20 protein-coding genes and 1 riboswitch are annotated in these 21140 nt (G+C 70.0%); of the genes, 8 read left to right on the top strand and 12 right to left on the bottom strand.

What is annotated here, in order from left to right; all coding sequences use genetic code 11:
- Positions 1–49: 49 nt before the first annotated feature.
- Positions 50–128: riboswitch (cobalamin riboswitch) on the bottom strand.
- Between the two features lie 29 nt (positions 129–157).
- The 4 genes from ACFY3I_RS10530 to ACFY3I_RS10515 all read right to left on the bottom strand — a co-directional run bounded on the left by ACFY3I_RS10530 (position 158) and on the right by ACFY3I_RS10515 (position 3615).
- Positions 158–712, bottom strand: a complete 555-nt coding sequence (locus tag ACFY3I_RS10530) for a GNAT family N-acetyltransferase (RefSeq protein WP_365290613.1) — start codon at positions 710–712, stop codon at positions 158–160.
- A 109-nt stretch (positions 713–821) separates the two neighbouring features.
- A complete protein-coding gene (mctP, locus tag ACFY3I_RS10525; protein WP_390860259.1) occupies positions 822–2450 on the bottom strand; it encodes a monocarboxylate uptake permease MctP in 1629 nt (542 codons plus the stop codon).
- Complete coding sequence (locus tag ACFY3I_RS10520; protein WP_390860258.1) at positions 2447–2716, bottom strand: DUF3311 domain-containing protein; 270 nt, start codon at positions 2714–2716, stop codon at positions 2447–2449. Before ACFY3I_RS10520 ends, mctP begins: the two co-directional genes overlap by 4 nt.
- A 134-nt stretch (positions 2717–2850) precedes the next feature.
- The gene (locus tag ACFY3I_RS10515; RefSeq protein WP_089098851.1) at positions 2851–3615 is read right to left on the bottom strand and encodes a GntR family transcriptional regulator; all 765 of its coding nucleotides are present in this window, start codon (positions 3613–3615) and stop codon (positions 2851–2853) included.
- A gap of 357 nt (positions 3616–3972) precedes the next feature.
- On the opposite strand from ACFY3I_RS10515, the gene ACFY3I_RS10510 reads away from it, so the two are divergent.
- The 4 genes from ACFY3I_RS10510 (at position 3973) to ACFY3I_RS10495 (ending at position 8735) form a co-directional block, all read left to right on the top strand.
- The gene (locus ACFY3I_RS10510) at positions 3973–5259 is read left to right on the top strand and encodes an extracellular solute-binding protein (protein ID WP_390860257.1); all 1287 of its coding nucleotides are present in this window, start codon (positions 3973–3975) and stop codon (positions 5257–5259) included.
- 174 nt (positions 5260–5433) lie between these two features.
- Positions 5434–6408, top strand: coding sequence for a carbohydrate ABC transporter permease (locus tag ACFY3I_RS10505; protein ID WP_390860256.1), 975 nt, complete (start codon positions 5434–5436; stop codon positions 6406–6408).
- Positions 6405–7241: a carbohydrate ABC transporter permease gene (locus tag ACFY3I_RS10500; protein WP_390860255.1), complete on the top strand. Its 837-nt coding sequence runs from the start codon at positions 6405–6407 to the stop codon at positions 7239–7241. Before ACFY3I_RS10505 ends, ACFY3I_RS10500 begins: the two co-directional genes overlap by 4 nt.
- A gap of 9 nt (positions 7242–7250) precedes the next feature.
- Positions 7251–8735 carry a glycoside hydrolase family 3 protein gene (locus tag ACFY3I_RS10495; RefSeq protein ID WP_390860254.1) on the top strand — a complete coding sequence of 495 codons (1485 nt, stop codon included), beginning with the start codon at positions 7251–7253 and terminating at the stop codon, positions 8733–8735.
- Between the two features lie 127 nt (positions 8736–8862).
- Here the strand turns inward: ACFY3I_RS10495 and nagB are convergent, their stop codons facing one another.
- Positions 8863–9648, bottom strand: a complete 786-nt coding sequence (nagB, locus tag ACFY3I_RS10490; RefSeq protein ID WP_390860253.1) for a glucosamine-6-phosphate deaminase — start codon at positions 9646–9648, stop codon at positions 8863–8865.
- A gap of 571 nt (positions 9649–10219) precedes the next feature.
- On the opposite strand from nagB, the gene ACFY3I_RS10485 reads away from it, so the two are divergent.
- Entirely contained in the window at positions 10220–11686 is a 1467-nt protein-coding gene (locus tag ACFY3I_RS10485) for a PAS domain-containing sensor histidine kinase (protein WP_365290740.1), read from the top strand.
- Between the two features lie 200 nt (positions 11687–11886).
- Here the strand turns inward: ACFY3I_RS10485 and ACFY3I_RS10480 are convergent, their stop codons facing one another.
- Both ACFY3I_RS10480 and ACFY3I_RS10475 read right to left on the bottom strand, forming a co-directional pair.
- Positions 11887–12144 (bottom strand): WhiB family transcriptional regulator, encoded by a 258-nt coding sequence (locus ACFY3I_RS10480; protein ID WP_010353616.1) that lies wholly within the window; start codon positions 12142–12144, stop codon positions 11887–11889.
- A 319-nt stretch (positions 12145–12463) separates the two neighbouring features.
- On the bottom strand, positions 12464–13432 hold the full coding sequence (locus tag ACFY3I_RS10475; protein ID WP_390860252.1) for a diacylglycerol/lipid kinase family protein: 969 nt from the start codon (positions 13430–13432) through the stop codon (positions 12464–12466).
- Between the two features lie 134 nt (positions 13433–13566).
- Between ACFY3I_RS10475 and ACFY3I_RS10470 the strand changes: the two genes are divergently transcribed.
- Positions 13567–14007, top strand: coding sequence for a hypothetical protein (locus ACFY3I_RS10470; RefSeq protein WP_390860251.1), 441 nt, complete (start codon positions 13567–13569; stop codon positions 14005–14007).
- A gap of 23 nt (positions 14008–14030) precedes the next feature.
- Here the strand turns inward: ACFY3I_RS10470 and ACFY3I_RS10465 are convergent, their stop codons facing one another.
- From ACFY3I_RS10465 to ACFY3I_RS10455, 3 genes are all read right to left on the bottom strand, one after another.
- Positions 14031–15104, bottom strand: a complete 1074-nt coding sequence (locus ACFY3I_RS10465; protein WP_365290632.1) for an RNA polymerase sigma factor SigF — start codon at positions 15102–15104, stop codon at positions 14031–14033.
- A gap of 17 nt (positions 15105–15121) precedes the next feature.
- Positions 15122–15535, bottom strand: a complete 414-nt coding sequence (locus ACFY3I_RS10460) for an anti-sigma regulatory factor (protein WP_004925829.1) — start codon at positions 15533–15535, stop codon at positions 15122–15124.
- Positions 15536–15808: 273 nt separating this feature from the next.
- Positions 15809–16069, bottom strand: a complete 261-nt coding sequence (locus tag ACFY3I_RS10455) for a UBP-type zinc finger domain-containing protein (protein WP_365290634.1) — start codon at positions 16067–16069, stop codon at positions 15809–15811.
- 61 nt (positions 16070–16130) lie between these two features.
- Here ACFY3I_RS10455 and ACFY3I_RS10450 point away from each other — a divergent pair, with 61 nt between their 5' ends.
- Complete coding sequence (locus tag ACFY3I_RS10450; protein ID WP_365290636.1) at positions 16131–17726, top strand: Na+/H+ antiporter; 1596 nt, start codon at positions 16131–16133, stop codon at positions 17724–17726.
- Between the two features lie 20 nt (positions 17727–17746).
- On the opposite strand, the gene ACFY3I_RS10445 is transcribed toward ACFY3I_RS10450, so the two are convergent.
- Together ACFY3I_RS10445 and ACFY3I_RS10440 are read right to left on the bottom strand one after the other, a co-directional pair.
- Positions 17747–18628, bottom strand: coding sequence for a 1-aminocyclopropane-1-carboxylate deaminase/D-cysteine desulfhydrase (locus ACFY3I_RS10445; protein WP_390860250.1), 882 nt, complete (start codon positions 18626–18628; stop codon positions 17747–17749).
- Positions 18629–18679: 51 nt separating this feature from the next.
- A complete protein-coding gene (locus ACFY3I_RS10440; protein WP_390860249.1) occupies positions 18680–19270 on the bottom strand; it encodes an N-acetylmuramoyl-L-alanine amidase in 591 nt (196 codons plus the stop codon).
- Positions 19271–19628: 358 nt separating this feature from the next.
- On the opposite strand from ACFY3I_RS10440, the gene ACFY3I_RS10435 reads away from it, so the two are divergent.
- Positions 19629–21035 carry a family 2B encapsulin nanocompartment shell protein gene (locus ACFY3I_RS10435; RefSeq protein ID WP_365290642.1) on the top strand — a complete coding sequence of 469 codons (1407 nt, stop codon included), beginning with the start codon at positions 19629–19631 and terminating at the stop codon, positions 21033–21035.
- Positions 21036–21140: the final 105 nt, after the last annotated feature.

The following is a 21140-nucleotide window of genomic DNA, read 5'->3' as shown; positions in this document are numbered from 1 at the left end:
CCCGGACGTCAGATCACCCGGGCCGGACGGCCGGGGCGTGCTGTCGGCAGGTCCTCGGACTGACGCTTGGGCACGGATGTGCACAAGTACACCGTTGCGGGACAGTTCCGGATTCGCACCGGATTCCCCTGCGGCGACAGCGAGCATGAGCATACATCTAGTGCCGTGCTGTCGCGTCACCCCCACATGTTGTGTCGTGGCGGTGTCGGAGTGTCAGCTCGTAGGTGAGAAGAGTGATGTCGTACAGCTCCGGCAGGGGATTCCAGTCCCGCTCGGGCGTGCGGACGAAGCCGAGGCGTTCGTAGATCCGGTGGGCGGATTCCATGGCGCGCTGCGTCGACAGGACGACCCCCGCGCAGCCGTCGAGGGCGCGGGCGCGGTCGACGCACGCGCGGACGAGCGCCGCGCCGGCACCCCGGCCGCGGGCGGCGCCGTCGACGGCGAGCATGCGGATCTCGGCCTCGTCCTCGGCGGCGATGTCGGACATCGGGCCGGGGCCGGGGACGAAGGTCACGCCGCCGAGGAGGACGCCGTCGGCCTCGGCGACGAGAACGGTGGCCGCGGCCGCCCGTTTCGCCACGTCCCTGAGTTCGGCGAGGTAGGAGTCGCTCTCGCCGAAGTCGAGGAGGCCGTCCTGGAGATAGGCCCGGGCGGTGATCTCGCCGAGGGTGTCGTATTCGGTGGGGCGCGCTTCGCGGATCTGGATCGTCATGCGCAGGAGTGTGTACGACAGCGGGCCGCCGAGGGTGGGATTTCTCGGTGGCCCGCTGCGGGTCGTCAGGGGTTGCTCGCGCAGTTCCTCGCGCCCCCGGAGGGGCGTTTCAGTGGGCGCCCTCCGCGACGGCCGGGGGGAGTTCGGTTTCCACGCCCGGGTCGCCGGCGTCGGCCGTGTAGTCCTCCGTCCTCGTCTCGTCGATGCCCTCGGGGGCCTTCAGGGCCTTCAGGACGAACGTCAGGACCACCGTCACCACCGCGTTCATCACGAACGCCGTCAGGCCGATGTAGCCGATCTCCCCGATGCCGGGGATCTCCTTGGCCGAGCCGCCGAAGTGCGCCTGGGTCGGGGAGGCCACGCCGTAGGCCGCGGCCGTGCCGTAGACCATGCCGACCGCCCAGCCCGCCAGCAGGGCCCAGCGGTGGAACCAGCGGGTGAACAGGCCGCCGACCAGGGCCGGGAAGGTCTGCAGGATCCAGATGCCGCCGAGGAGCTGGAAGTTGATGGCGACCGTCTTGTCCATGGTGAGGACGAAGACCAGCGCGCCGACCTTCACCAGCAGCGACACGAGCTTGGAGACCTGGGCCTCCTGCTTCGGGGTGGCGTCCGGCTTGATGAAGTCCCGGTAGATGTTGCGGGTGAAGAGGTTCGCGGCCGCGATGGACATGATGGCCGCCGGGACCAGGGCACCGATGCCGATCGCCGCGAAGGCCACGCCCGCGAACCAGTCCGGGAACATGTTCTCGAACAGCTGGGGGATGGCCAGCTGGCCGTTGGTGACCTTGACGCCGGCCGCGACGGCCATGAAGCCGAGCAGCGCGAGCAGGCCCAGCATCAGGGAGTACAGCGGCAGGATCGTGGTGTTGCGGCGGATCACGTCCCGGCTCCGGGAGGAGAGCGTCGCGGTGATCGAGTGCGGGTACATGAACAGCGCGAGCGCGGAGCCCAGGGCCAGGGTGGCGTAGGTCCACTGACCGGCCTCGGGTGGCGCGAGCGCGCCGCGTGGCTTGCCGGTGGCCGGATTGACCTGCGCGAAGGCGTGTCCCGCCTTGGCGAAGATGTCGTCGAAGCCGCCCAGCTTGATCGGGATGTAGATGATCGCCACCGCGATGACGAGATAGATCAGCCCGTCCTTCACGAACGCGATCAGCGCGGGCGCCCGCAGGCCCGATGAGTAGGTGTACGCCGCCAGCACGCCGAAGGCGATGAGCAGCGGCAGGTCCTTCACGAACCAGTTGGTGCCGTCGCTCCCGCCGACGCCCATCACGTCGAGCACCGCCTGGATGCCGACGAGCTGGAGCGCGATGTAGGGCATCGTCGCCAGGATGCCGGTCAGGGCCACGGCGAGCGAGAGGCCCTTGGAGCCGAAGCGCCCGCGCACGAAGTCCGAGGTCGTCACGTACCCGTGCTTGTGGGAGACCGACCACAGGCGGGGCAGGAACGTGAAGATCAGCGGGTAGACGAGGATCGTGTAGGGCACCGCGAAGAAGCCGGCCGCGCCCGCCGCGTAGATCGCCGCCGGTACGGCGACGAAGGTGTACGCCGTGTAGAGGTCGCCGCCGAGCAGGAACCAGGTGACCCAGGTGCCGAACGACCGGCCGCCCAGGCCCCATTCGTCCAGGGAGTGCTCGTTCTCCGCCTTGCGCCAGCGGGCGGCGAGGAAGCCCATGACCGTGACGGCCAGGAAGAAGAAGATGAAGACGCCGAGCGCGACGCCGTTGACCCCGTCCTTCACCGCTGCGCACCCCCGCTCGTGTGGCCGGCCTTGCGGGCGCGCTGGTCGCGCTCCCACAACTGGTACGCGGTCACGGTGAGCGCGGTCGACAGCAGCACCCACAGCATCTGGTACCAGTAGAAGAACGGGATCCCGATGAACGTCGGGTCCGTCTTCGAGTAGGAACCCACCCACAGCAGCGCCACGAAGGGCGCGACGAGGCAGACGGTGATGACCACGCGTATCGGTGTCACCACCGGCTGCCTCACTTCAGGTACATCCGACATACCGCGGCTCCGTCCCCTCACCGTTCGCCTGTGTAACGCGCAGGCAATCTAGGTCACGGCGTCGCCGCAGCGGAAGTAGCTGTTCGGCTATCGGTATGTCGATCCTGTGAAGGGCTCTCGCGCGTGCGGGGGTGTCAGTCCTGCGGACGCTTGAGGCGGGCCACGAACTTGTAGCGGTCGCCGCGGTACACCGAGCGCACCCACTCCACCGGCTGGCCCTCGCGGTCCAGGGAGTGCCGGGACAGCATCAGCATCGGCAGGCCGACGTCGGTGCCGAGCAGGCCGGCCTCGCGCGGGGTGGCCAGCGAGGTCTCGATGGTCTCCTCGGCCTCGGCGAGATGGACGTCGTACACCTCGGCGAGGGCGGTGTAGAGGGACGTGTACTTGACGAGGGAGCGGCGCAGCGCCGGGAAGCGCTTGGCGCTCAGGTGGGTGGTCTCTATGGCCATGGGCTCGCCGTTGGCCATGCGCAGCCGCTCGATGCGCAGCACGCGTCCGCCCGCCGTTATGTCGAGCAGGCCGGCGAGCCGGTCGTCGGCGGTGATGTAGCCGATGTCCAGCAGCTGCGAGGTCGGCTCCAGGCCCTGGGCGCGCATGTCCTCGGTGTAGGAGGTGAGCTGGAGCGCCTGGGAGACCTTCGGCTTGGCCACGAAGGTGCCCTTGCCCTGGATCCGTTCCAGGCGGCCCTCGACGACCAGCTCCTGGAGGGCCTGGCGGACGGTGGTGCGGGAGGTGTCGAACTCGGCGGCCAGCGTGCGCTCGGGCGGGACCGGGGTGCCGGGTGCCTGTGTCTCCGTCATTTCGAGGAGGTGCTTCTTCAGGCGGTAGTACTTGGGCACGCGCGCGGTACGGACGGCTGTCCCGCTCTCGTTCTCCGCACTGCTGACGTCGGTGCTCATGCTCCGCCTTCCCGGCTCTGATCCGGCCGCTTCGTGGCACGGCAGCGTACCGGGATATCCCCTGCACGCTGCGTGATCCCCTCTGTATACCGCCGTGGGCTCTTTTGGTCTAGTCCACCACCTGAGTGGTCTACCGGAATTGTCTCGTCCGCGCCCCGGGTTTTCGAGGGCTTCTTACTTAAAGGTTCCTGCATATGTAGGTCGCATAACGGCTGGTCGGAGCCCGTTCGACCACCCTTGACAGGCCTGCTGGTCTGGGCCAAGCTCTGCGCACTGGTCTACACCATTGGTCCAGGTCCCGGCCCAACGCTCGCGCGGGGAGGCGGGGGGGTTTGTGGCATCCCTGAGGAGGGTGGCGTGAAGCGCAAGCTGATAGCCGCGATTGGTATCGCGGGCATGGTCGTCTCCATCGCGGCGTGTGGCAGTGACAACAAGGACGACAACAAGGCGCAGGGGGCGGACGCCAAGGCGCTGACCGTCTGGCTCACCGTGGACGCCCAGAACAACTGGCCCGACCTGGTGAAGGCGGCCGACGCGGCCGTGCAGAAGAAGCACCCCGGCATCAAGATCAAGCACGAGTACTACGGCTGGCCGGACAAGAACACCAAGCTGGACGCCGTCCTCGCCACGGACAAGGCCCCCGACGTGGTCGAGATGGGCAACACCGAGATGCTCGGCTACATGGTCAAGGGCGCCTTCGCTCCCGTCGAGGCCTCCCAGTTCACCAACTCCGACCAGTGGCTCGACGGCCTCAAGGCCTCGGTGACCTACGACGGCAAGACCTACGGCGTGCCGTACTACGCCGGTGGCCGCGTGGCCAACTGGCGCAAGGACGTCGCCGCCTCGGCCGGCATCAAGACCACGCCGAAGACCTACACCGAGCTGACCGCCGACCTGGACAAGATCCAGAAGAAGGAAGGCGGCAAGTTCAGCGCCTGGTACCAGCCCACCCGCGACTGGTACGCGGCCATGTCCTTCGTCTACGACGCCGGCGGCTCGATCGCCGCGGAGTCCGGCGGCCAGTGGAAGGGCAACCTCTCCTCGCCCGAGTCCATCAAGGGCCTCAACGAGTTCAAGAGCGTCATCGACAAGTACATGCACGGTGACAAGACCAAGGACGAGTCCGACCGCTACATCGTCTACGGCCAGGGCAAGTCGTCCATGATCTTCGGCGCCGCGTGGGAGGGCGCCACCGCGGCCGACCCGAAGAACGACAAGACCGGCGGCAAGCTGAAGGACAACCTGGTCAACTTCGTGATGCCCGGCCCGTCCGGCAAGAACATGCCGGTCTTCCTGGGCGGTTCCGACCTCGCCATCCCGGTGAAGTCCAAGGCGCAGGGCGTCGCCGCCGAGTGGATCAACGCGTTCACCGGTCCGTCCGGCCAGAAGGGCCTGATGGCCAAGGGCAACCTGCCGAACAACAAGACCGACCTCGCGACGCTCAAGAGCGACCCGGCGACCGAGGTGCCCGCCACCGCGGCCGAGTCCAACTGGTTCGTCCCGATGGCGCCGGGCTGGGGCCAGGTCGAGAAGGCGCAGGTCCTGCAGACCATGCTGCAGAACATCGGCACCGGCAAGCAGTCGGTGGAGGCCGCCGCCAAGACCGCGGACGCCGCGATCGACAAGGTCATCAACACCAAGTAGTCGCCATCCGGCCGGGCCTGGTCGACGGGGGGTCAGGCCCGGCGGGTGAGTTCCACAAGAGAGTGCCGCGTCGGGGTCGCAGGGCTTCTGCGGGTGCGTGGGGGCTGTTCGCGCAGTTCCCCGCGCCCCTTCAGGGCGCGTCACCTGACGTTTCTTGAACTGCTTAGGAGTGCGATGAGTGCCGTAGACACGACCACACCCGCCAAGGTGCCGGCACCTCCACCGGACTCCCCGCACCGACCACGGGCGAACCGGCGCTCCGGCGGTCCCGCCGTTCCCTGGCTGCTGCTCGCGCCCTGCCTCGCGATCCTCGGGCTGGTACTCGGCTACCCCTTCTACCGGCTGGTCACCCTCTCCTTCCAGGAGTTCGGGCAGTCCCAGCTGTGGGGGTTCAAGCCCGCCGAGTGGGTCGGGTTCGGGAACTTCTCCGACGTGCTCGGCGACACCGAGTTCTGGCAGGTCGTGCTGCGCACGATCGTCTTCGCGGTCGGCAGCGTGGTCTTCACCATGGTCGTCGGCATGCTCGTCGCCCTGCTGCTGCAGCGGGTCTCCGGCTGGGTGAAGACCCTGGTCAACATCGTGCTGGTGGCCAGCTGGGGCATGCCGGTCATCGTCGCCACCACGCTCTTCAAGTGGCTCTTCGACTCCGACTACGGCATCCTCAACGCCCTGCTCAGCAAGATCCCGGGGGTCGAGCTGATCGGCCACAACTGGTTCGCCAGCGGCCCCCAGGGACTCGCGGTGATCATGCTCCTGGTGGTCTGGGGCGCGGTGCCGTTCGTGGTCATCACGCTCAGTGCCGGTCTCACCCAGGTCCCGGCGGAGCTGGAGGAGGCCGCCCGGCTCGACGGTGCGGGCGCCTGGGGCGTCTTCCGCTATGTCACGCTCCCCATCCTCAAGCCGATCATCGTGATGCTCACGACCCTCTCGGTGATCTGGGACATGGGTGTCTTCCCGCAGGTCTTCGTGATGCGCGGCGGCCACCCCGAGCCCGAGTTCCAGCTGCTGACCACCTACTCCTACGACCGCGCCTTCGTGGTCAACGACTACGGACAGGGGTCCGCGATCGCCCTGCTCACCGTGCTCCTCCTGCTCGGTGTCGTCGCCGTGTACATGCGCCAGATGCTGAAGATCGGAGAGGTCGAATGAGCACCGCAACCGCCCGCAGGGGACCCCGTCTCGGCTGGAACATCCTCGGTCTCCTGGTCTTCGTCGTCGTCGGCTTCCCCGTGTACTGGATGCTGAACACGGCCTTCAAGCCGGCCAAGGACGCCATCGACCCGGACCCGAGCCTGCTGCCCACGGGCCTGACCCTGGACAACTTCCGCCGCGCCCTGGACATCGCCGACTTCTGGGGCCCGGTGGGCCGCAGCCTGATCGTCTCGCTGTCCGTCGTGTTGATCGGCATGGTCGTCGGCCTGCTGGCCGCCCTGGCCATCTCCCGGTTCGCCTTCCGCGGCCGCAAGGTCGTGATCGTCGGGATCCTCGCGGTGCAGATGGTCCCGCTGGTCGCCATGATCATCCCGGTCTTCCTGCTCCTCAACGACCTGGGGCAGTACGACAAGCTCACCGGGCTGATCATCACCTATCTGACCTTCATCCTGCCGTTCACGGTGTGGACCATGCGCGGCTTCATCGTCAACATCCCGAAGGAGCTGGAGGAGGCCGCGATGGTCGACGGCTGCTCGCGCACCGGCGCCTTCGTCCGCGTGGTCTTCCCGCTGCTGGCCCCCGGCCTGGTCGCCACCTCGGTCTACGCCTTCATCCAGGCCTGGAACGAGTACATCTACGCCCTGATGCTGCTCAGCCAGGAGAACCAGACCGCGACCGTCTGGCTCGCCAACTTCACCACCAAGCACGGCACCGAATACGCCCCGATGATGGCCGGCGCCACGATGATGGCCGTGCCGATCGTCGTCCTCTTCCTCCTCGTCCAGCGCAAGATGGCCGCGGGCCTGACCGCGGGCGCCGTGAAGGGATAACGCCACCCGATGACGACACTCGCCAGCGGTACGGACACACTCACGCGCGACGCGCTGACCGTCCTGCAGCCCGGCTTCACCGGGACCACCGCCCCCGACTGGCTGCTGCGCCGGCTCGGCGAAGGTCTCGCCGCCGTCGGCCTGTTCGGCCGCAACATCGCCTCGCCCGAACAACTGGCCGCCCTCACCGCACAGTTGCGCGCCGAACGGGACGACGTCCTGGTGGCCATCGACGAGGAGGGCGGCGACGTCACCCGCCTGGAGGTGCACACCGGCTCCTCCTTCCCCGGCAACCACGCGCTCGGCGCCGTCGACGACACGGAGCTGACCCGCGAGGTCGCCCTCGAACTGGGCCGCCGCCTCGCGGCCTGCGGGGTGAACTTCAACTGGGCCCCGTCCGGCGACGTCAACTCCGACCCGGCCAACCCGGTCATCGGCGTCCGCTCCTTCGGCGCCGACCCGGACCTGGTCGCCCGGCACACGGCGGCCTACGTCACCGGCCTCCAGTCGGCCGGGGTGGCGGCGTGCACCAAGCACTTCCCCGGCCACGGCGACACCGCCGTCGACTCGCACCTCGCGCTGCCCCGCATCGACGCGTCGGCGGACGTCCTGCACGCCCGGGAACTGGCCCCCTTCCGGGCCGCCATCGCCGCGGGCACCCGTGCCGTGATGAGCGCGCACATCCTGGTCCCGGCCCTGGACCCGGCCCGGCCGGCCACGCTGTCCCGCACGATCCTCACCGATCTGCTGCGCGGCGAACTCGGCTACGAGGGGCTGATCGTCACCGACGGCATGGAGATGCAGGCCATCGCCGCGACGTACGGCATCGAACACGGCAGCGTCCTGGCGATCGCCGCCGGCGCCGACGCGATCTGCGTGGGCGGCGGGCTCGCCGACGAGGAGACGGTACGACGGCTGCGCGACGCGCTGGTCGCGGCGGTCCGCTCCGGTGAACTCCCCGAGGAACGCCTGGCCCAGGCCGCGGACCGGGTACGGTCGCTGGCCCGCTGGACGGCGACGACGGAGCGGGCGCGGCCGGATTCCGCGGCCGCGGACATCGGTCTCGTCGCGGCCCGCCGCGCGCTCGATGTGACGCGCGTCGATCCCTGTCCGCCGCTGACCGCCGCGCCCTTCGTGGCCGTGTTCAGCCCGGTGTCCAACATCGCGGTCGGCACGGAGACCCCCTGGGGGGTGGCGGCGGAGCTCTCCCGCAGGCTGCCCGGCACCGGGACGGCGGACTTCACGGGCGCCCAAGCGGGCCGGGACGCCCTGGCGGCGGCCGGCGACCGCAGGATCGTGGCGGTGCTCCGGGACGAACACCGCCACGCCTGGATGACCGGTGCGCTGGACGCGCTCCTCGCCGCCCGCCCCGACACGATCGTGGTGGAGATGGGCGTCCCGCAGGCCCCCGCCCGAGGCGCCCTGCACATCGCGACCCACGGCGCGGCGCGGGTGTGCGGCACGGCGGCGGCCGAGGTCATCGCACCCCGGTGACCGGAGCGCCCCCTCGGGGGCGCTGGGGGTACCCCCGGCCGGAGGCCGGGGAAGGAACCGCGCGACCAGCCGCCCACGACGGCTGGTCCGCAGCGCACCGCACCGCACCCGGCGGACGCGTGCGTCCTCAGATCCCCTGCCAAGCCGGCTTGTTCGCGAACGTGTGCCGGAAGTACTCCGCGAGCTTCAGCTTGGACGCGGCGGCCTCGTCCACCACCACCGTGGCGTGCGGATGCAACTGCAGCGCCGACGCGGGACACACCGCGGCGACCGGTCCTTCCACGGTCGCCGCGACCGCGTCGGCCTTGCCCTCGCCCGTCGCCAGCAGCACCAGATGCCGTGCCTCCAGGATCGTCCCGATACCCTGAGTGATCACGTGGTGCGGCACCTGCTCGATGTCCCCGTCGAAGAACCGCGCGTTGTCGACCCGGGTCTGCTCGGTGAGCGTCTTGATCCGGGTCCGCGAGGCGAGCGACGAACACGGCTCGTTGAACCCGATGTGCCCGTCCGTCCCGATCCCGAGCAGCTGCAGGTCCACGCCGCCCACCCGCGCCAGCTCCCTGTCGTACGCCTCGCAGGCGGCCTGCACGTCCTCGGCGGCGCCGTCGGGTCCGAGGAACGCCTCCATGCCGATCCCGAGCGGCTCCAGCACCTCGCGCCGCAGCACCGACCGGTACGACTCCGGATGCTCGGCCGGCAGCCCCACGTACTCGTCGAGCTGGGCTATCCGCGCCCGCGAGGCGTCCACGGCACCGGACCGCACCTTGGCGGTGAGCGCCTGGTAGATGGGGAGCGGGGTCGAGCCCGTGGCCACCCCGAGCAGCGCGTCCGGCTTGCGGCGGAGCAGCTGGGCCATGGCCTCGGCGATCAGTTCGCCACCCGCGGCGGCGTCCGGAACGATGACAACTTCCACGCTGGGCCTGCCGTTCTGTCTATGTGGTTTAGACCAATCCGATGGGACCAATCTAACAGAACCGGCCCCTGTCACCCGGGAAGCGGGCGCGGTGAAAAGAGGACAGGTGTGAGGTTACGTGAATACGCCAGAACGGGTGAATCAAGGAAAAATCCCGCCTGTGGGCCGGGGTGTCGGGAAATGCCCGGCCGCATCGGGCCCCACGACCCCCTCCGGCGGGCTACGCTGCGATCGCGTCGACTGTGAACAGCCTCCAACGCATGGACACACACCGTGGTCTAGTCCACAATTGCGTACGAGCACTGAAGGAGTACGGCGGGTCCGTACATCGCAGTCGCATTCTTCCGTCCTCCCCGCACAGGAGGTCGGACCGAGGAACCGGAGCTCTCTGCCCTGACTGCCCCGGGTCCTCACCTTCGGCCGGTCGGGACCGCACACCCCGTGGCCGATGCTGCTCCGGGCTGCGGTGCCGGGAGGGTTGAGGGTCCCTCCCAGGCGCCGCGGCCCGCGGGTGTATCCGGCCCTTTTAGACCGGCAACAGACCCGCGGGTACGCTCGCAGAGTGCCCTCCATGAACGAACTGGTCCGCCAGCACACCGCCCTCGACGACTCCGACCTCGAGTGGCTCCATCTGCTGGTCTCGGAGTGGCAGCTGCTCTCCGACCTCTCCTTCGCCGACCTGGTCCTGTGGGTACCCACCGAGGACGGCACCCGCTACGTCTCGGTGGCGCAGATGCGCCCCAACACCGGCCCCACCTCCTACCAGGACGACATGGTCGGCCATCTGGTCCCGCGGGGCCGCCGCCCCATGCTGGACATCGCCCTGGACGAGGGCCGGATCGTCCGGGAGGGCGACCCGGAGTGGCGCGAAGAGGTCCCCGTACGGGTCGAGTCCATCCCGGTACGGCGTGAGGGCCGGGTCCTCGGGGTCATCGCCCGCAACACCAATCTGCTCACGGTGCGTACTCCGAGCCGGCTGGAGCTGACCTACCTCCAGAGCGCCTCCGACCTCGCGCAGATGATCGCTGCCGGATCGTTTCCCTTCCCGAACCAGCAGGTCGACATGGATGCCTCGCCGCGGGTCGGCGACGGTCTGATCCGGCTGGACGCGGACGGCATCGTCCAGTACGCCTCCCCGAACGCCCTCTCCGCCTACCACCGTCTCGGCCTCGCCTCCGACCTGCTCGGCCACCACCTTGGCCGGACCACCGCCGAACTCGCCCCGACCCGGGGACCGGTGGACGAGGCGCTCGCCAAGGTCGCCAGCGGCTGGGCGCCGCGCGAGTTCGAGATCGAGTCCAGCGACGGCGCGATCCAGTTCCGGGCGATCCCGCTGAAGCCCAAGGGCACCCGCATCGGTTCCCTGGTGCTGCTCCGGGACGTCACCGAACTCCGGCGGCGTGAACGTGAGTTGATCACCAAGGACGCGACCATCCGGGAGATCCACCACCGGGTGAAGAACAACCTCCAGACGGTTGCCGCGCTGTTGCGCCTGCAGGCCCGCCGGATCGAGTCCGAGCGCGGCCGGGAGGCCCTGGAGGAGGCGGTCCGGCGGGTCGGCTCGATCGCCATCGTGCATGAGACGCTGTCCCAGAACCTGGACGAGCGCGTGGAGTTCGACGAGATCGCCGACCGGGTGCTGGCCATGGTCGCGGAGATCTCGCCGGGCAAGGTCGCCGGCCGGCGCACCGGACGCTTCGGCATACTCGACGCCGAGGTGGCGACCCCGCTGTCGATGGTCCTCACCGAGATCCTGCAGAACGCCCTCGAACACGGCTTCCGTGAGGGGGAGACCGGGACCGTCGAGGTGACCGCGGTCCGCGGCGGGACCACCAAGGAGGCGCGACTCCTGGTGACCGTCCAGGACGACGGCGTCGGTCTGCCCGAGGACTTCGACCCGCACCGCTCGGGGAACCTCGGCCTGCAGATCGTACGGACGCTGGTGGAGGGTGAGTTGGGCGGCACGTTCGACATGGTGCCGGCGCCCGGACGGGGGACCCGCGTGATCCTCGACGTGCCGGTGCAGCCGCAGAAGTAGCCCGGCGGCCGTCGGCCCCCGGGCGGCGGCCGGTGTCCGGGCGCAGCAAAGAGCCCCGGACCTGGTGGGTCCGGGGCTGCTCGCTCGCTGCTGCTTGTTTCTAAGCGCATCGGGGGTACTGCGCGCTGCGGCTCGGGGGCGGGAGATGCGTACTCGCTGTACGCGCCGCCAAGCTCAGGCTGTCACCAGGGGTGGGACTGTCAGGCGGTGGCCTGACGGGCCCGGTTGCGGGCGGCACGGCGCTTCATCGCGCGACGCTCGTCCTCGCTGAGACCACCCCAGACGCCGGAGTCCTGGCCGGACTCGAGCGCCCACTGCAGACACTGGTCCATGACGGGACAGCGACGGCAGACGGCCTTGGCTTCCTCGATCTGCAGCAGCGCAGGACCGGTGTTGCCGATGGGGAAGAAGAGCTCGGGGTCTTCCTCGCGGCAAACGGCGTTGTGACGCCAGTCCATGGCTGCTACCTCTCCTTGGTATTACATGCACGGTGCTTGTGAATGTGAACGCTTTCACGAATCCCTCAACAAGTGAAGGGCCGACCGCCAGGTTCCCTGGCAGGGGTCCTGTGAGTTGAAGGGGATTCCGGTGATCAGCGGACGCCGGTGTTGCGGGCTGTCCCGACCGCCACGTAGAGCCTCGCAAACCTCAGCGACGGATACAACCCCTTCCGGAAAGTTTTTTTTGATTCCTCGGTGTCGACTGGGTCACAGCCGTACTTCCATGGGGTGGATCCTGGCCTAAACGTTCGAGTGAAAGGACTTTGGCCCCTTCCGCTCACACAATCACACGCAGTGCGCGGCGTACGCCTGTGAACGTCACGCTCGTACGCAGTCCCAGGTGGTCGCCGTCCATCTGAAGGGGGAGTGGGACCTTCGAATGCAAGGTGAACTGGTCCAGGTCGTGCAGGGAGAGGGCGTGCTTTCCATGCGGTCCGCGCTCGGGGGACGAAGTGAGCAACTGCGTGCCATACCGGGCAACCGCGGCCGTCGACAGACGGCTGAGACCGAGTACGTCGATGCCTTTATCGAACGAGGCCTTAGGTGACGTGTACATAGGGCGATTGCCGAGATACGTCCAGGGCGAGGTGTTCGAGACTATCGCCACCACGAGATCGCTGACCGGGTCGGCGCCGGGCCGCTCGAGGGTGATCGCGCCGTGCCGGCGGTGCTGTTCGCCGAAGAACTGCCGTACGACCTGCCTCACATACAGCGCGTGCGTCGACTTCCTGCCGAGTTCGCGCTGCTGCTCGACCCGGCCGACCACGCCGGCGTCGAAGCCGAGCCCCGCGTTGAAGGTGAACCAGCGGGCCGGGACCTCCTCGTCCGCGGTGCCGGGGGTACCGGCCGTCAGCCCGAGGCCCACGATCCGCTCCTGCTTCTCGCGCAGCGCGCCGAGCAGGGCGCCGGTGGCCTCCACCGGGTCGTTGGGCAGGCCGAGCGCGCGTGCGAAGACATTGGTGGAACCGCCGGGGACCACCGCGAGCCCGGGCAGCCGGTCCGGATCGGGTCCGGCGTGCAGGAGGCCGTTGACCACCTCGTTGACCGTGCCGTCGCCGCCCAGGGCCACGACCAGGTCGATGTCCTCGCTCTCCGCCGCCTGCCGTCCCAGGTCCCGGGCGTGGCCGCGGTACTCGGTGGTGACGGCCTCCAGTTCGACCTCGCTCGCGAGCGCGTGGATCAGGACATCGCGCCTACGTGCGCTTGTGGTGGTTGCCGCCGGATTGACCACGAGAAGTGCACGCATGGATTGCAGCGTACCTACTGGGAAGTACCGGGCCCAGGCCGCGTTAGGGATCCGGTAAGAGAAAGGGGCGTGAGTCTGGCCACGTGGGACCGTGGCCCGGGCCCGGCGTCCGGGGCGAGGGCTACCCTTCTGCCGTGAGCAATGCGCCTACGGCCGAGAAGGCCGACGTGACCGACGGACCCCGTCCGCGGCGGCTGACGTACGCGGCCGCGCTGAGCGGACTGGAGGGGCTCGCGCTCGCGGTCGGCGGGGTGTGGATGCTCGTCCGCGGGTTCACCGGGTCTCCGGACGACCGGGGGCAGGCCGTCACCGGGGGCATCACCGTGCTCGTGCTGGCGCTGCTGCCGCTGCTCGCGGCCCGGGGGCTGCTGCTGCGCAGGAGCTGGAGCCGGGGACCCGCGGTGATCACCCAGATCATGGCGCTGCCGGTGGCCTACAACCTGCTGCAGGCCGACAGCGTGGCCATTCCGGCGGGTATCGCGCTGGCCGTGGTGGCGATCGCCTCGCTGGTGCTGCTGGTGAACTCGGCCACCACCCGGGCCCTCGGGATCAGGGGGCCGGGGCGCAGCGGCTGACCTCCGGCCCTCGACGCGGAGACCTACTCCTCGACCAGCAGCTTCTCGCGAAGCTGGGCCAGGGTCCTCGCGAGCAGCCGTGAGACGTGCATCTGGCTGATGCCGACCTCCTGGGCGATCTGGGACTGTGTCATGTTGCCGAAGAAGCGGAGGAGAAGGATCCGCTTCTCCCGGGGCGGAAGGTCCTCCAGCAGCGGCTTGAGGGACTCGCGGTACTCGACGCCCTCCAGGGCCTCGTCCTCCGCGCCGAGCGTGTCGGCGACCGCCGGGGACTCGTCGTCGGTGTCGGGGACGTCCAGGGACAGGGTGGAGTAGGCGTTGGCCGACTCCAGGCCCTCCAGGACCTCCTCCTCGGAGATCGCGAGCTTCTCGGCCAGTTCGTGGACCGTGGGGGAGCGGCCGTGCTGCTGGGACAGCTCCGCCGTCGCGGTGGTCAGCGCCAGCCGCAGCTCCTGCAGACGGCGCGGGACGCGGACCGCCCAGCCCTTGTCGCGGAAGTGGCGCTTGATCTCGCCGACCACGGTGGGAGTGGCGTAGGTGGAGAACTCCACCCCCCGCTCCGGATCGAACCGGTCGACCGACTTGATCAGGCCGATGGTGGCGACCTGGGTCAGGTCGTCCAGCGGCTCGCCGCGGTTGCGGAACCTGCGCGCGAGGTGCTCCACGAGCGGCAGGTGCATCCGGACCAGCTTGTTGCGCAGCTCCGCGTACTCCGGGCTGCCGTCCTTGAGCATGCGCAGCTCGATGAACATGGCGCGCGCCCCGCTGCGGTCCTGAGGGCCGTGCTGGGTCGCCTGCACCACCTCGGCGGCCAGCGCCTTGTCCTCGGCGTATCGCTCGTGCTCGCTCATCGTCCCGCCCGTCGCCCTTCCGCGAGCCTTCGCCCCGGCTCGGCTCGGGGCCGCGACCCCGTTCCGCCCTTCCGGGGGCGCGCTCTGCACGGCACCGTCCAGCCCGACGCGCACGGAGGGGTCCTCCGGATGCGGCCTGGCCTGTTCCGGGATGCCGTCGATGCCGTCAGCCATGCGGCGGGAGCCGGCCTCGGGCTCCTCGCCCCCGGCCGACAACTCCCGTGTGCCGCGCTCTTCGTCCCGCACCGGCCCGTCCCCGTTCCTCACGCCGGCCCGGGTCCCGCGCCGCGCTGTTTGTAGAGGCTGATCGACACGGTCTTGTCCTCGTCGACGGCCGACGAGACCTTGCCCGCCAGGGCCGACAGCACGGTCCAGGCGAAGGTGTCGCGCGACGGGGCGTGCCCGTCGGTGGTCGGGGCGGAGACCGTGACCTCCAGCGAGTCGTCGACGAGGCGGAAGACACAGCTGAGCACCGAGCCGGGAACGGCCTGCTGGAGCAGGATCGCGCAGGCCTCGTCGACCGCGATGCGCAGGTCCTCGATCTCGTCCAGGGTGAAGTCCAAGCGGGCGGCGAGACCGGCCGTGGCCGTCCGCAGCACCGACAGGTAGGCACCCGCAGCCGGCAGCCGGACTTCCACGAAGTCCTGGGTCGCGGGCTCGCCTGCGATCTGGGACACCCTCACCTCCATGGTGGTACAAGCATTTCGGGGGGCCGAGGGTCGCCCCCCGGGGTAACGCACTACGTGGTTCTGCGGTGACGCTACCGCGCTCCGAACTTTTCTGTCCCGGGACCCCAACCCCCTGACGTCACTCACAGTAAACCTGTGGATACGCTCCGTGTCTAGGGGTCCGGCTTGCCCAATTGGGAAGAGCGCGCGCCGGGTTGACGTACCCCGGCGTCAAGCCGTCGAACCGTCGCCACGGCCGCCTTCAGCGGCCCTGGTGCAGTCTCACACGAGGACGTGGTCGACGAAGCACCAGCGCCAGTCCTCGCCCGGCTCGAAGGTCCGCATCACGGGATGGCCGGAGGTCTCGTGGTGCCCCGTCGCATGTCTTCCGGGCGACGAGTCGCAGCAGCCGACATGACCACAGGTCAGACAGAGCCGCAGCTGAACGGGGTGCCAGCCCTGGGAGAGGCACTCCGGGCAGGTCTCGTCGAGCGGTCGGGGTTCCGGGTGCGGCAGCGCGCCGGCGTGCGTGCACTGTTTCATGATTGCCAGATTACGACGGGTGTGCGCGTGGCCGCGCGGAAAATGAGGGTGGGCGAGGATCATGGACGTGTTGCCGCTGCTGTTGCTCGTGGCGGGAAGCGCGGCGGTCGCCGGCGCGGCGCGGCGCACCCCGGTGCCGGCGCCCCTGCTGCTGGTCGCCGTCGGGCTGGCCGTCTCCTACATTCCGGGCGTCCCCGACTACACGCTCGACCCGGACATCGTGCTGCCGCTGGTGCTGCCGCCGCTGCTCTACAAGGAGGGCACCGAGAGCTCGTACCTCGACCTGCGGGCCAACATGCGGCCCGTGGCGCTCCTGTCGGTCGGGTACGTGCTCTTCGCGACCTTCGTGGTCGGCTGGGCCGCCTACGTGATCGTGCCCGGCCTGCCGCTGCCCGCGGCGCTCGCGCTCGGCGCGGTGCTGGCCCCCACGGACGCCGTGGCCGCCGCCGCGATCGCCCGCCGGGTGGGGCTGCCGTCCCGCCTCACCACGATCCTCCAGGGCGAGTCCCTGCTGAACGACGCCACCGCGATCACCGCCTACCGGGTGGCCGTCGCGGCCGCCATCGGCGAGGGCGCCTCCTGGGTGCACGGGGTCGGTGAGTTCCTGGTGGCCGCGATCGGCGGCGTCCTGGTCGGCCTGGTGCTGATGGTGCCGATCCACTGGCTGCGCACCCACCTCCAGGAGGCCCTGCTGCAGAACACGCTGTCGCTGCTGATCCCGTTCGTCGCCTACGGCGTCGCCGAGCAGCTGCACGCCTCCGGTGTGCTGGCCGTCGTGGTGGTCGCCCTCTACCTCGGCCACCGCGCGTGGGAGGTCGACTTCGCCACCCGCCTGCAGGAGGACGCGGTGTGGCGGATGGTCGCGTTCCTGCTGGAGTCGGCGGTCTTCGCGCTGATCGGACTGCAGCTGCCGGTCGTCCTCAAGGGCCTCGGCGCGTACCGGGGCATCGACGCCGCCTGGTACGCGACCGCCCTCTTCCTCGTCGTCGTCGCGGCCCGGTTCGTGTGGATGTATCCGGCGGCGATCCTGCCGCGCCTGGTGTTCCCACGGATCCGCGAGCGCGAGGGGGACCTGGACTGGAGATCGCCCATCGTCGAGTCCTGGGCGGCCATGCGCGGGGTCGTCTCGCTGGCCATCGCCTTCTCGATCCCGCTCACCGTGCACGACGGCAGCGCCTTCCCGCAGCGCAACCTGATCCTCTTCCTGACCTTCACGACCGTCATCGGCACCCTGGTGGTGCAGGGCCTCAGCCTGGCCCCGCTGATCCGGCTGATGAAGTTCCCGCCCCGGGACGTCCAGGCCGAGACCCTCGCCGAGGCCAACGCCCAGGCGCAGGCGTCCCGCGCGGCCGAGAGCCGCCTCGACGAACTGCTCTCCGACGAACGCAACGAACTTCCGCCGCCGCTCGCCGACCGGCTGCGCCTGGTCCTGGAGCGCCGCCGCAACGCCGTGTGGGAACGCCTCGGCCAGACCAACCCCGTCACCGGCGAGTCGGTCGACGACACCTACCGCCGGCTGTCCCGCGACATGATCAGCGCCGAACGCGAGGTGTTCGTCCGCCTCCGCGACCACCGCTACATCGACGACGAGATGCTCCGGACCCTGCTGCGCCGACTGGACCTGGAGGAGGCCGCGGCCTACCGGGAGGCCGCCTGAGACGACCGCGCGGACCCGGGTCAGGCGGTGATGACCGCCGCCACCCGGGTCCCGCGCGGCCACGCGCCCTCTGCCACCAGCTCGACAAGCCCATACAGCAATTTGGCGACATACAGCCGCTCCACGGGCAGCCCGTGCCGGTCCTCGAAGTCCCTGGCGAAGGCGTCGAGGCAGGGCCCCGTGCGCGCGTACCCGCCGAAGTGGAACCGTTCGTCCAGCGTCCAGTCGCCGCGCCGCCCCCCGAACGCCGCCCGCTGGAGCCGCTCCGTCTCCCGGGCCAGGAAGCCGCCCCGCAGCACCGGCACCCCGAGCGCCCGCTGCCCCGCGTCCAGGCCGGCCGCGAGCCCGGCCAGCGTGCCGCCGGTGCCGCAGGCGATCGCCACCACGTCGGCCAGGCCGCGCAGCTCGGCGCCCAGGGCGCGGCACCCGCGGACCGCGGCCGTGTTGCTGCCGCCCTCCGGGACGACGTACGCGTCCTCGGCTCCCGCGGCCCGGGCCAGACCGGCCAGCACCGACGGCTCGGCCTTGCGTCGGTACGTCGACCTGTCGACGAAACGCAGGCGCATGCCGTCGGCCGCGCACCGCGCCAGCGAGGGGTTCAGCGGCCGGGCGGCCAGTTCCTCACCGCGGACCACGCCCACGGTCGGGAAACCGAGCAGCCGTCCCGCCGCGGCCGTCGCCCGCAGGTGGTTGGAGTAGGCGCCGCCGAAGGTGAGTACCGGCCGGCCGGCCGCCGCCTCGATGTTCGGGACCAGTTTGCGCCACTTGTTGCCGATCAGCTCCGGGTGGATCAGATCGTCCCGCTTGAGGAGGAGCCGGACGCCGTGCCGGCCGAACCGGTCGTCGGCCACCTCCTCCAGCGGGGAAGGGAGCCGTGGGGCGAGTATGTCGGCGCTGGTCACCCGGCCATTGTCACCCGGAGCGCGCACCGGAGGTCACTTCAGGCGGGGAGGTCACTTCAGGCGGTCCCGGACGCGCCCGCGCAGCCAGGCCATCGTGAAACCGCGGGGGTCCACCTTCCCCGGCTGCCACTCCGCGTGGCCGATCACCGACCGCTCGGTCCAGCCGTGCCGCCGGCACACCGCCGCGGCGACCTTCTCGATCGCCTCCAGCTGTACCTCGGGCCACGGGTCCTCGCCGTCGCCGAGGTTCTCGCACTCGAAGCCGTAGAAGTGCCGGTTGCCGTCGGTGTTCGCCTCGTTGTCGTGGGGCAGCGCCTTCTCGGCGATCACGGCGCGCAGGACGTCGTCGTCGCCGGACCCCGCGTGGTTGGCGCGGCCGTGGCCGACGAGGTGGACCGTGCCGTCCTTGGTGATGACGCCGTGGCAGAGCGGGCCGGGCAGGCCGGAGCGGCCGTCGTGGCAGACCCGGACCGTGTGCGCGGAGCCCCGGGTCGCCGTGTGGTGGATCATCACGCCGTGGACCGGGCCCCAGGGCCCCTTGTGGTTACGGTTGTGCTCCCGCCAGTCGCCGACCTCGACGACCGTGACGCCCTCGCTGCGCAACGCGTCGAGGAAGGCGTCCGCGGACATGGGTGGGGCCATGACCGCCTCCTTAGCTTCTGTGACTTGTGTGGCTTCTGTGCCGGTATGAGCGGCGTCTGTGCCGATACGGGCTTCTGCGGTGCCGTGTCGAACCCGCCGCCGACGAACCTTCTACCGAAGCGGGATGCGCCGGGCCAGTCCGCCATGGGCGTGTTCGGATCACGTGCGAGCCGATCCGGACAAGTCGCCACAACTGGGGTCGGCCGAGCGACTATTCGCCCGGCATGCCCACTTGTTCGATGATCTATTCCCGCTCTTTCGGGTAATGGCCCGGGCACGCTCCGTGATGACAGGGTGGCCGGTGAGACCGAGGCGCGGGCAGATCGGCGTCCGCGCGGGTATGGGAGGGCATTTCCTTATGTCGGTAGGCGAAGAGATCCGCACGGATCAGGGCAAGCCGCAGCAGTCCCTGGACACCGCGGCCGCGCGGAACCTGGCCACCACCACCAAGTCCGCGCCCCAGATGCAGGAGATCAGCTCCCGCTGGCTGCTGCGGACGCTGCCCTGGGTGGATGTCCAGGGCGGCACGTACCGAGTGAACCGGCGGCTCACCTACACCGTCGGCGACGGCCGTATCACGTTCCTGAAGACGGGAGACCGGGTCGAGGTCATCCCCGCGGAGCTGGGCGAACTGCCCGTCCTGCGGTCCTTCGAGGACCAGGAGGTGCTGGGAGAGCTGGCCCAGCGCTGCCGGCAGCGCGACTTCGCCGCGGGCGAGGTCATCGCCTCGTTCGGCAGCCAGGCGGAGGAGGTCTATCTGCTGGCGCACGGCCGTGTCGAGAAGATCGGCACCGGCCCCTACGGCGACGACGCGGTGCTCGGTGTCCTCGCCGACGGCGCGCACTTCGGCGAACAGGGGCTGATCGACCCGGACGCCATCTGGGAGTACACCGCCCGCGCGGACACGGCCTGCACCGTGCTGACCCTGTCCCGGCAGGACTTCGAGCAGGTCGCGGAGCGCGCCGACTCGCTGCGCGAGCACCTGCAGCAGCTGCGCGCGATCCCCGAGCAGCGCACCAACAAGTTCGGTGAGAAGGAGGTCGCCCTCGCGGCAGGCCACAGCGGCGAGCCCGAGATCCCGCACACCTTCGTCGACTACGAGGCCCGGCCGCGCGAGTACGAACTGAGCATCGCCCAGACCGTCCTGCGCATCCACACCCGGGTCGCCGATCTCTACAACCAGCCGATGAACCAGACCGAGCACCAGCTCCGGCTGACCGTGGAGGCGTTGAAGGAGCGCCAGGAGCACGAGCTGATCAACAACCCGGAGTTCGGTCTGCTCAGCAACTGCCAGTACGACCAGCGACTGCAGCCGCACGACGGCGTGCCCAGCCCTGACGACATGGACGAGCTGCTCAGCCGCCGCCGCGGCACCAAGCTCTTCCTCGCCCACCCGCGGGCGATCGCCGCCTTCGGCCGTGAACTCAACAAGCGCGGACTGGTGCCCGAGTCCGTCGAGGTCGGCGGCAACCGCATCCCGACCTGGCGCGGGGTGCCGATCTACCCGTGCAACAAGATCCCGGTCTCCGACGCCCGGACCACCTCGATCATCGCCATGCGTACGGGCGAGGCGGACCAGGGTGTCATCGGGCTGCGCCAGTCCGGGCTGCCCGACGAGATCGAGCCGAGCCTCTCGGTGCGCTTCATGGGCATCAACGAGCAGGCCATCATCAACTACCTGGTCACGGCCTACTATTCGGCGGCCGTCCTGGTCCCCGACGCCCTCGGCGTGCTGGAGAACGTCGAGATCGGGCGCTGGAGGTGACGTTTCCGCACTTCGCGGCCGTGTTCCCGCCCTCCGGGGCGGGTACATCCTCGGGGTACGTGCGAGCCGGGGCGCGGACGCCACCGTGCGCGCACTCCGCGAGGG

The sequence above is a fragment of the Streptomyces sp. NPDC001068 genome, assembly GCF_042897315.1.
GTDB lineage: Bacteria > Actinomycetota > Actinomycetes > Streptomycetales > Streptomycetaceae > Streptomyces.
Note: the sequence above shows the minus strand (reverse complement) of the source record. Positions and strands in the feature narration are given on the sequence as shown.

Bases quoted from the DNA above. Each gene is read 5' to 3' on its own strand.
- ACFY3I_RS10530 (WP_365290613.1), bottom strand. From the start codon at position 712: ATGACGATCCAGATCCGCGAAGCGCGCCCCACCGAATACGACACCCTC.
- ACFY3I_RS10520 (WP_390860258.1), bottom strand. From the start codon at position 2,716: ATGTCGGATGTACCTGAAGTGAGGCAGCCGGTGGTGACACCGATACGC.
- ACFY3I_RS10515 (WP_089098851.1), bottom strand. From the start codon at position 3,615: ATGAGCACCGACGTCAGCAGTGCGGAGAACGAGAGCGGGACAGCCGTC.
- ACFY3I_RS10505 (WP_390860256.1), top strand. From the start codon at position 5,434: ATGAGTGCCGTAGACACGACCACACCCGCCAAGGTGCCGGCACCTCCA.
- ACFY3I_RS10500 (WP_390860255.1), top strand. From the start codon at position 6,405: ATGAGCACCGCAACCGCCCGCAGGGGACCCCGTCTCGGCTGGAACATC.
- ACFY3I_RS10495 (WP_390860254.1), top strand. From the start codon at position 7,251: ATGACGACACTCGCCAGCGGTACGGACACACTCACGCGCGACGCGCTG.
- ACFY3I_RS10485 (WP_365290740.1), top strand. From the start codon at position 10,220: ATGAACGAACTGGTCCGCCAGCACACCGCCCTCGACGACTCCGACCTC.
- ACFY3I_RS10480 (WP_010353616.1), bottom strand. From the start codon at position 12,144: ATGGACTGGCGTCACAACGCCGTTTGCCGCGAGGAAGACCCCGAGCTC.
- ACFY3I_RS10475 (WP_390860252.1), bottom strand. From the start codon at position 13,432: ATGCGTGCACTTCTCGTGGTCAATCCGGCGGCAACCACCACAAGCGCA.
- ACFY3I_RS10455 (WP_365290634.1), bottom strand. From the start codon at position 16,069: ATGAAACAGTGCACGCACGCCGGCGCGCTGCCGCACCCGGAACCCCGA.
- ACFY3I_RS10450 (WP_365290636.1), top strand. From the start codon at position 16,131: ATGGACGTGTTGCCGCTGCTGTTGCTCGTGGCGGGAAGCGCGGCGGTC.
- ACFY3I_RS10440 (WP_390860249.1), bottom strand. From the start codon at position 19,270: ATGGCCCCACCCATGTCCGCGGACGCCTTCCTCGACGCGTTGCGCAGC.
- ACFY3I_RS10435 (WP_365290642.1), top strand. From the start codon at position 19,629: ATGTCGGTAGGCGAAGAGATCCGCACGGATCAGGGCAAGCCGCAGCAG.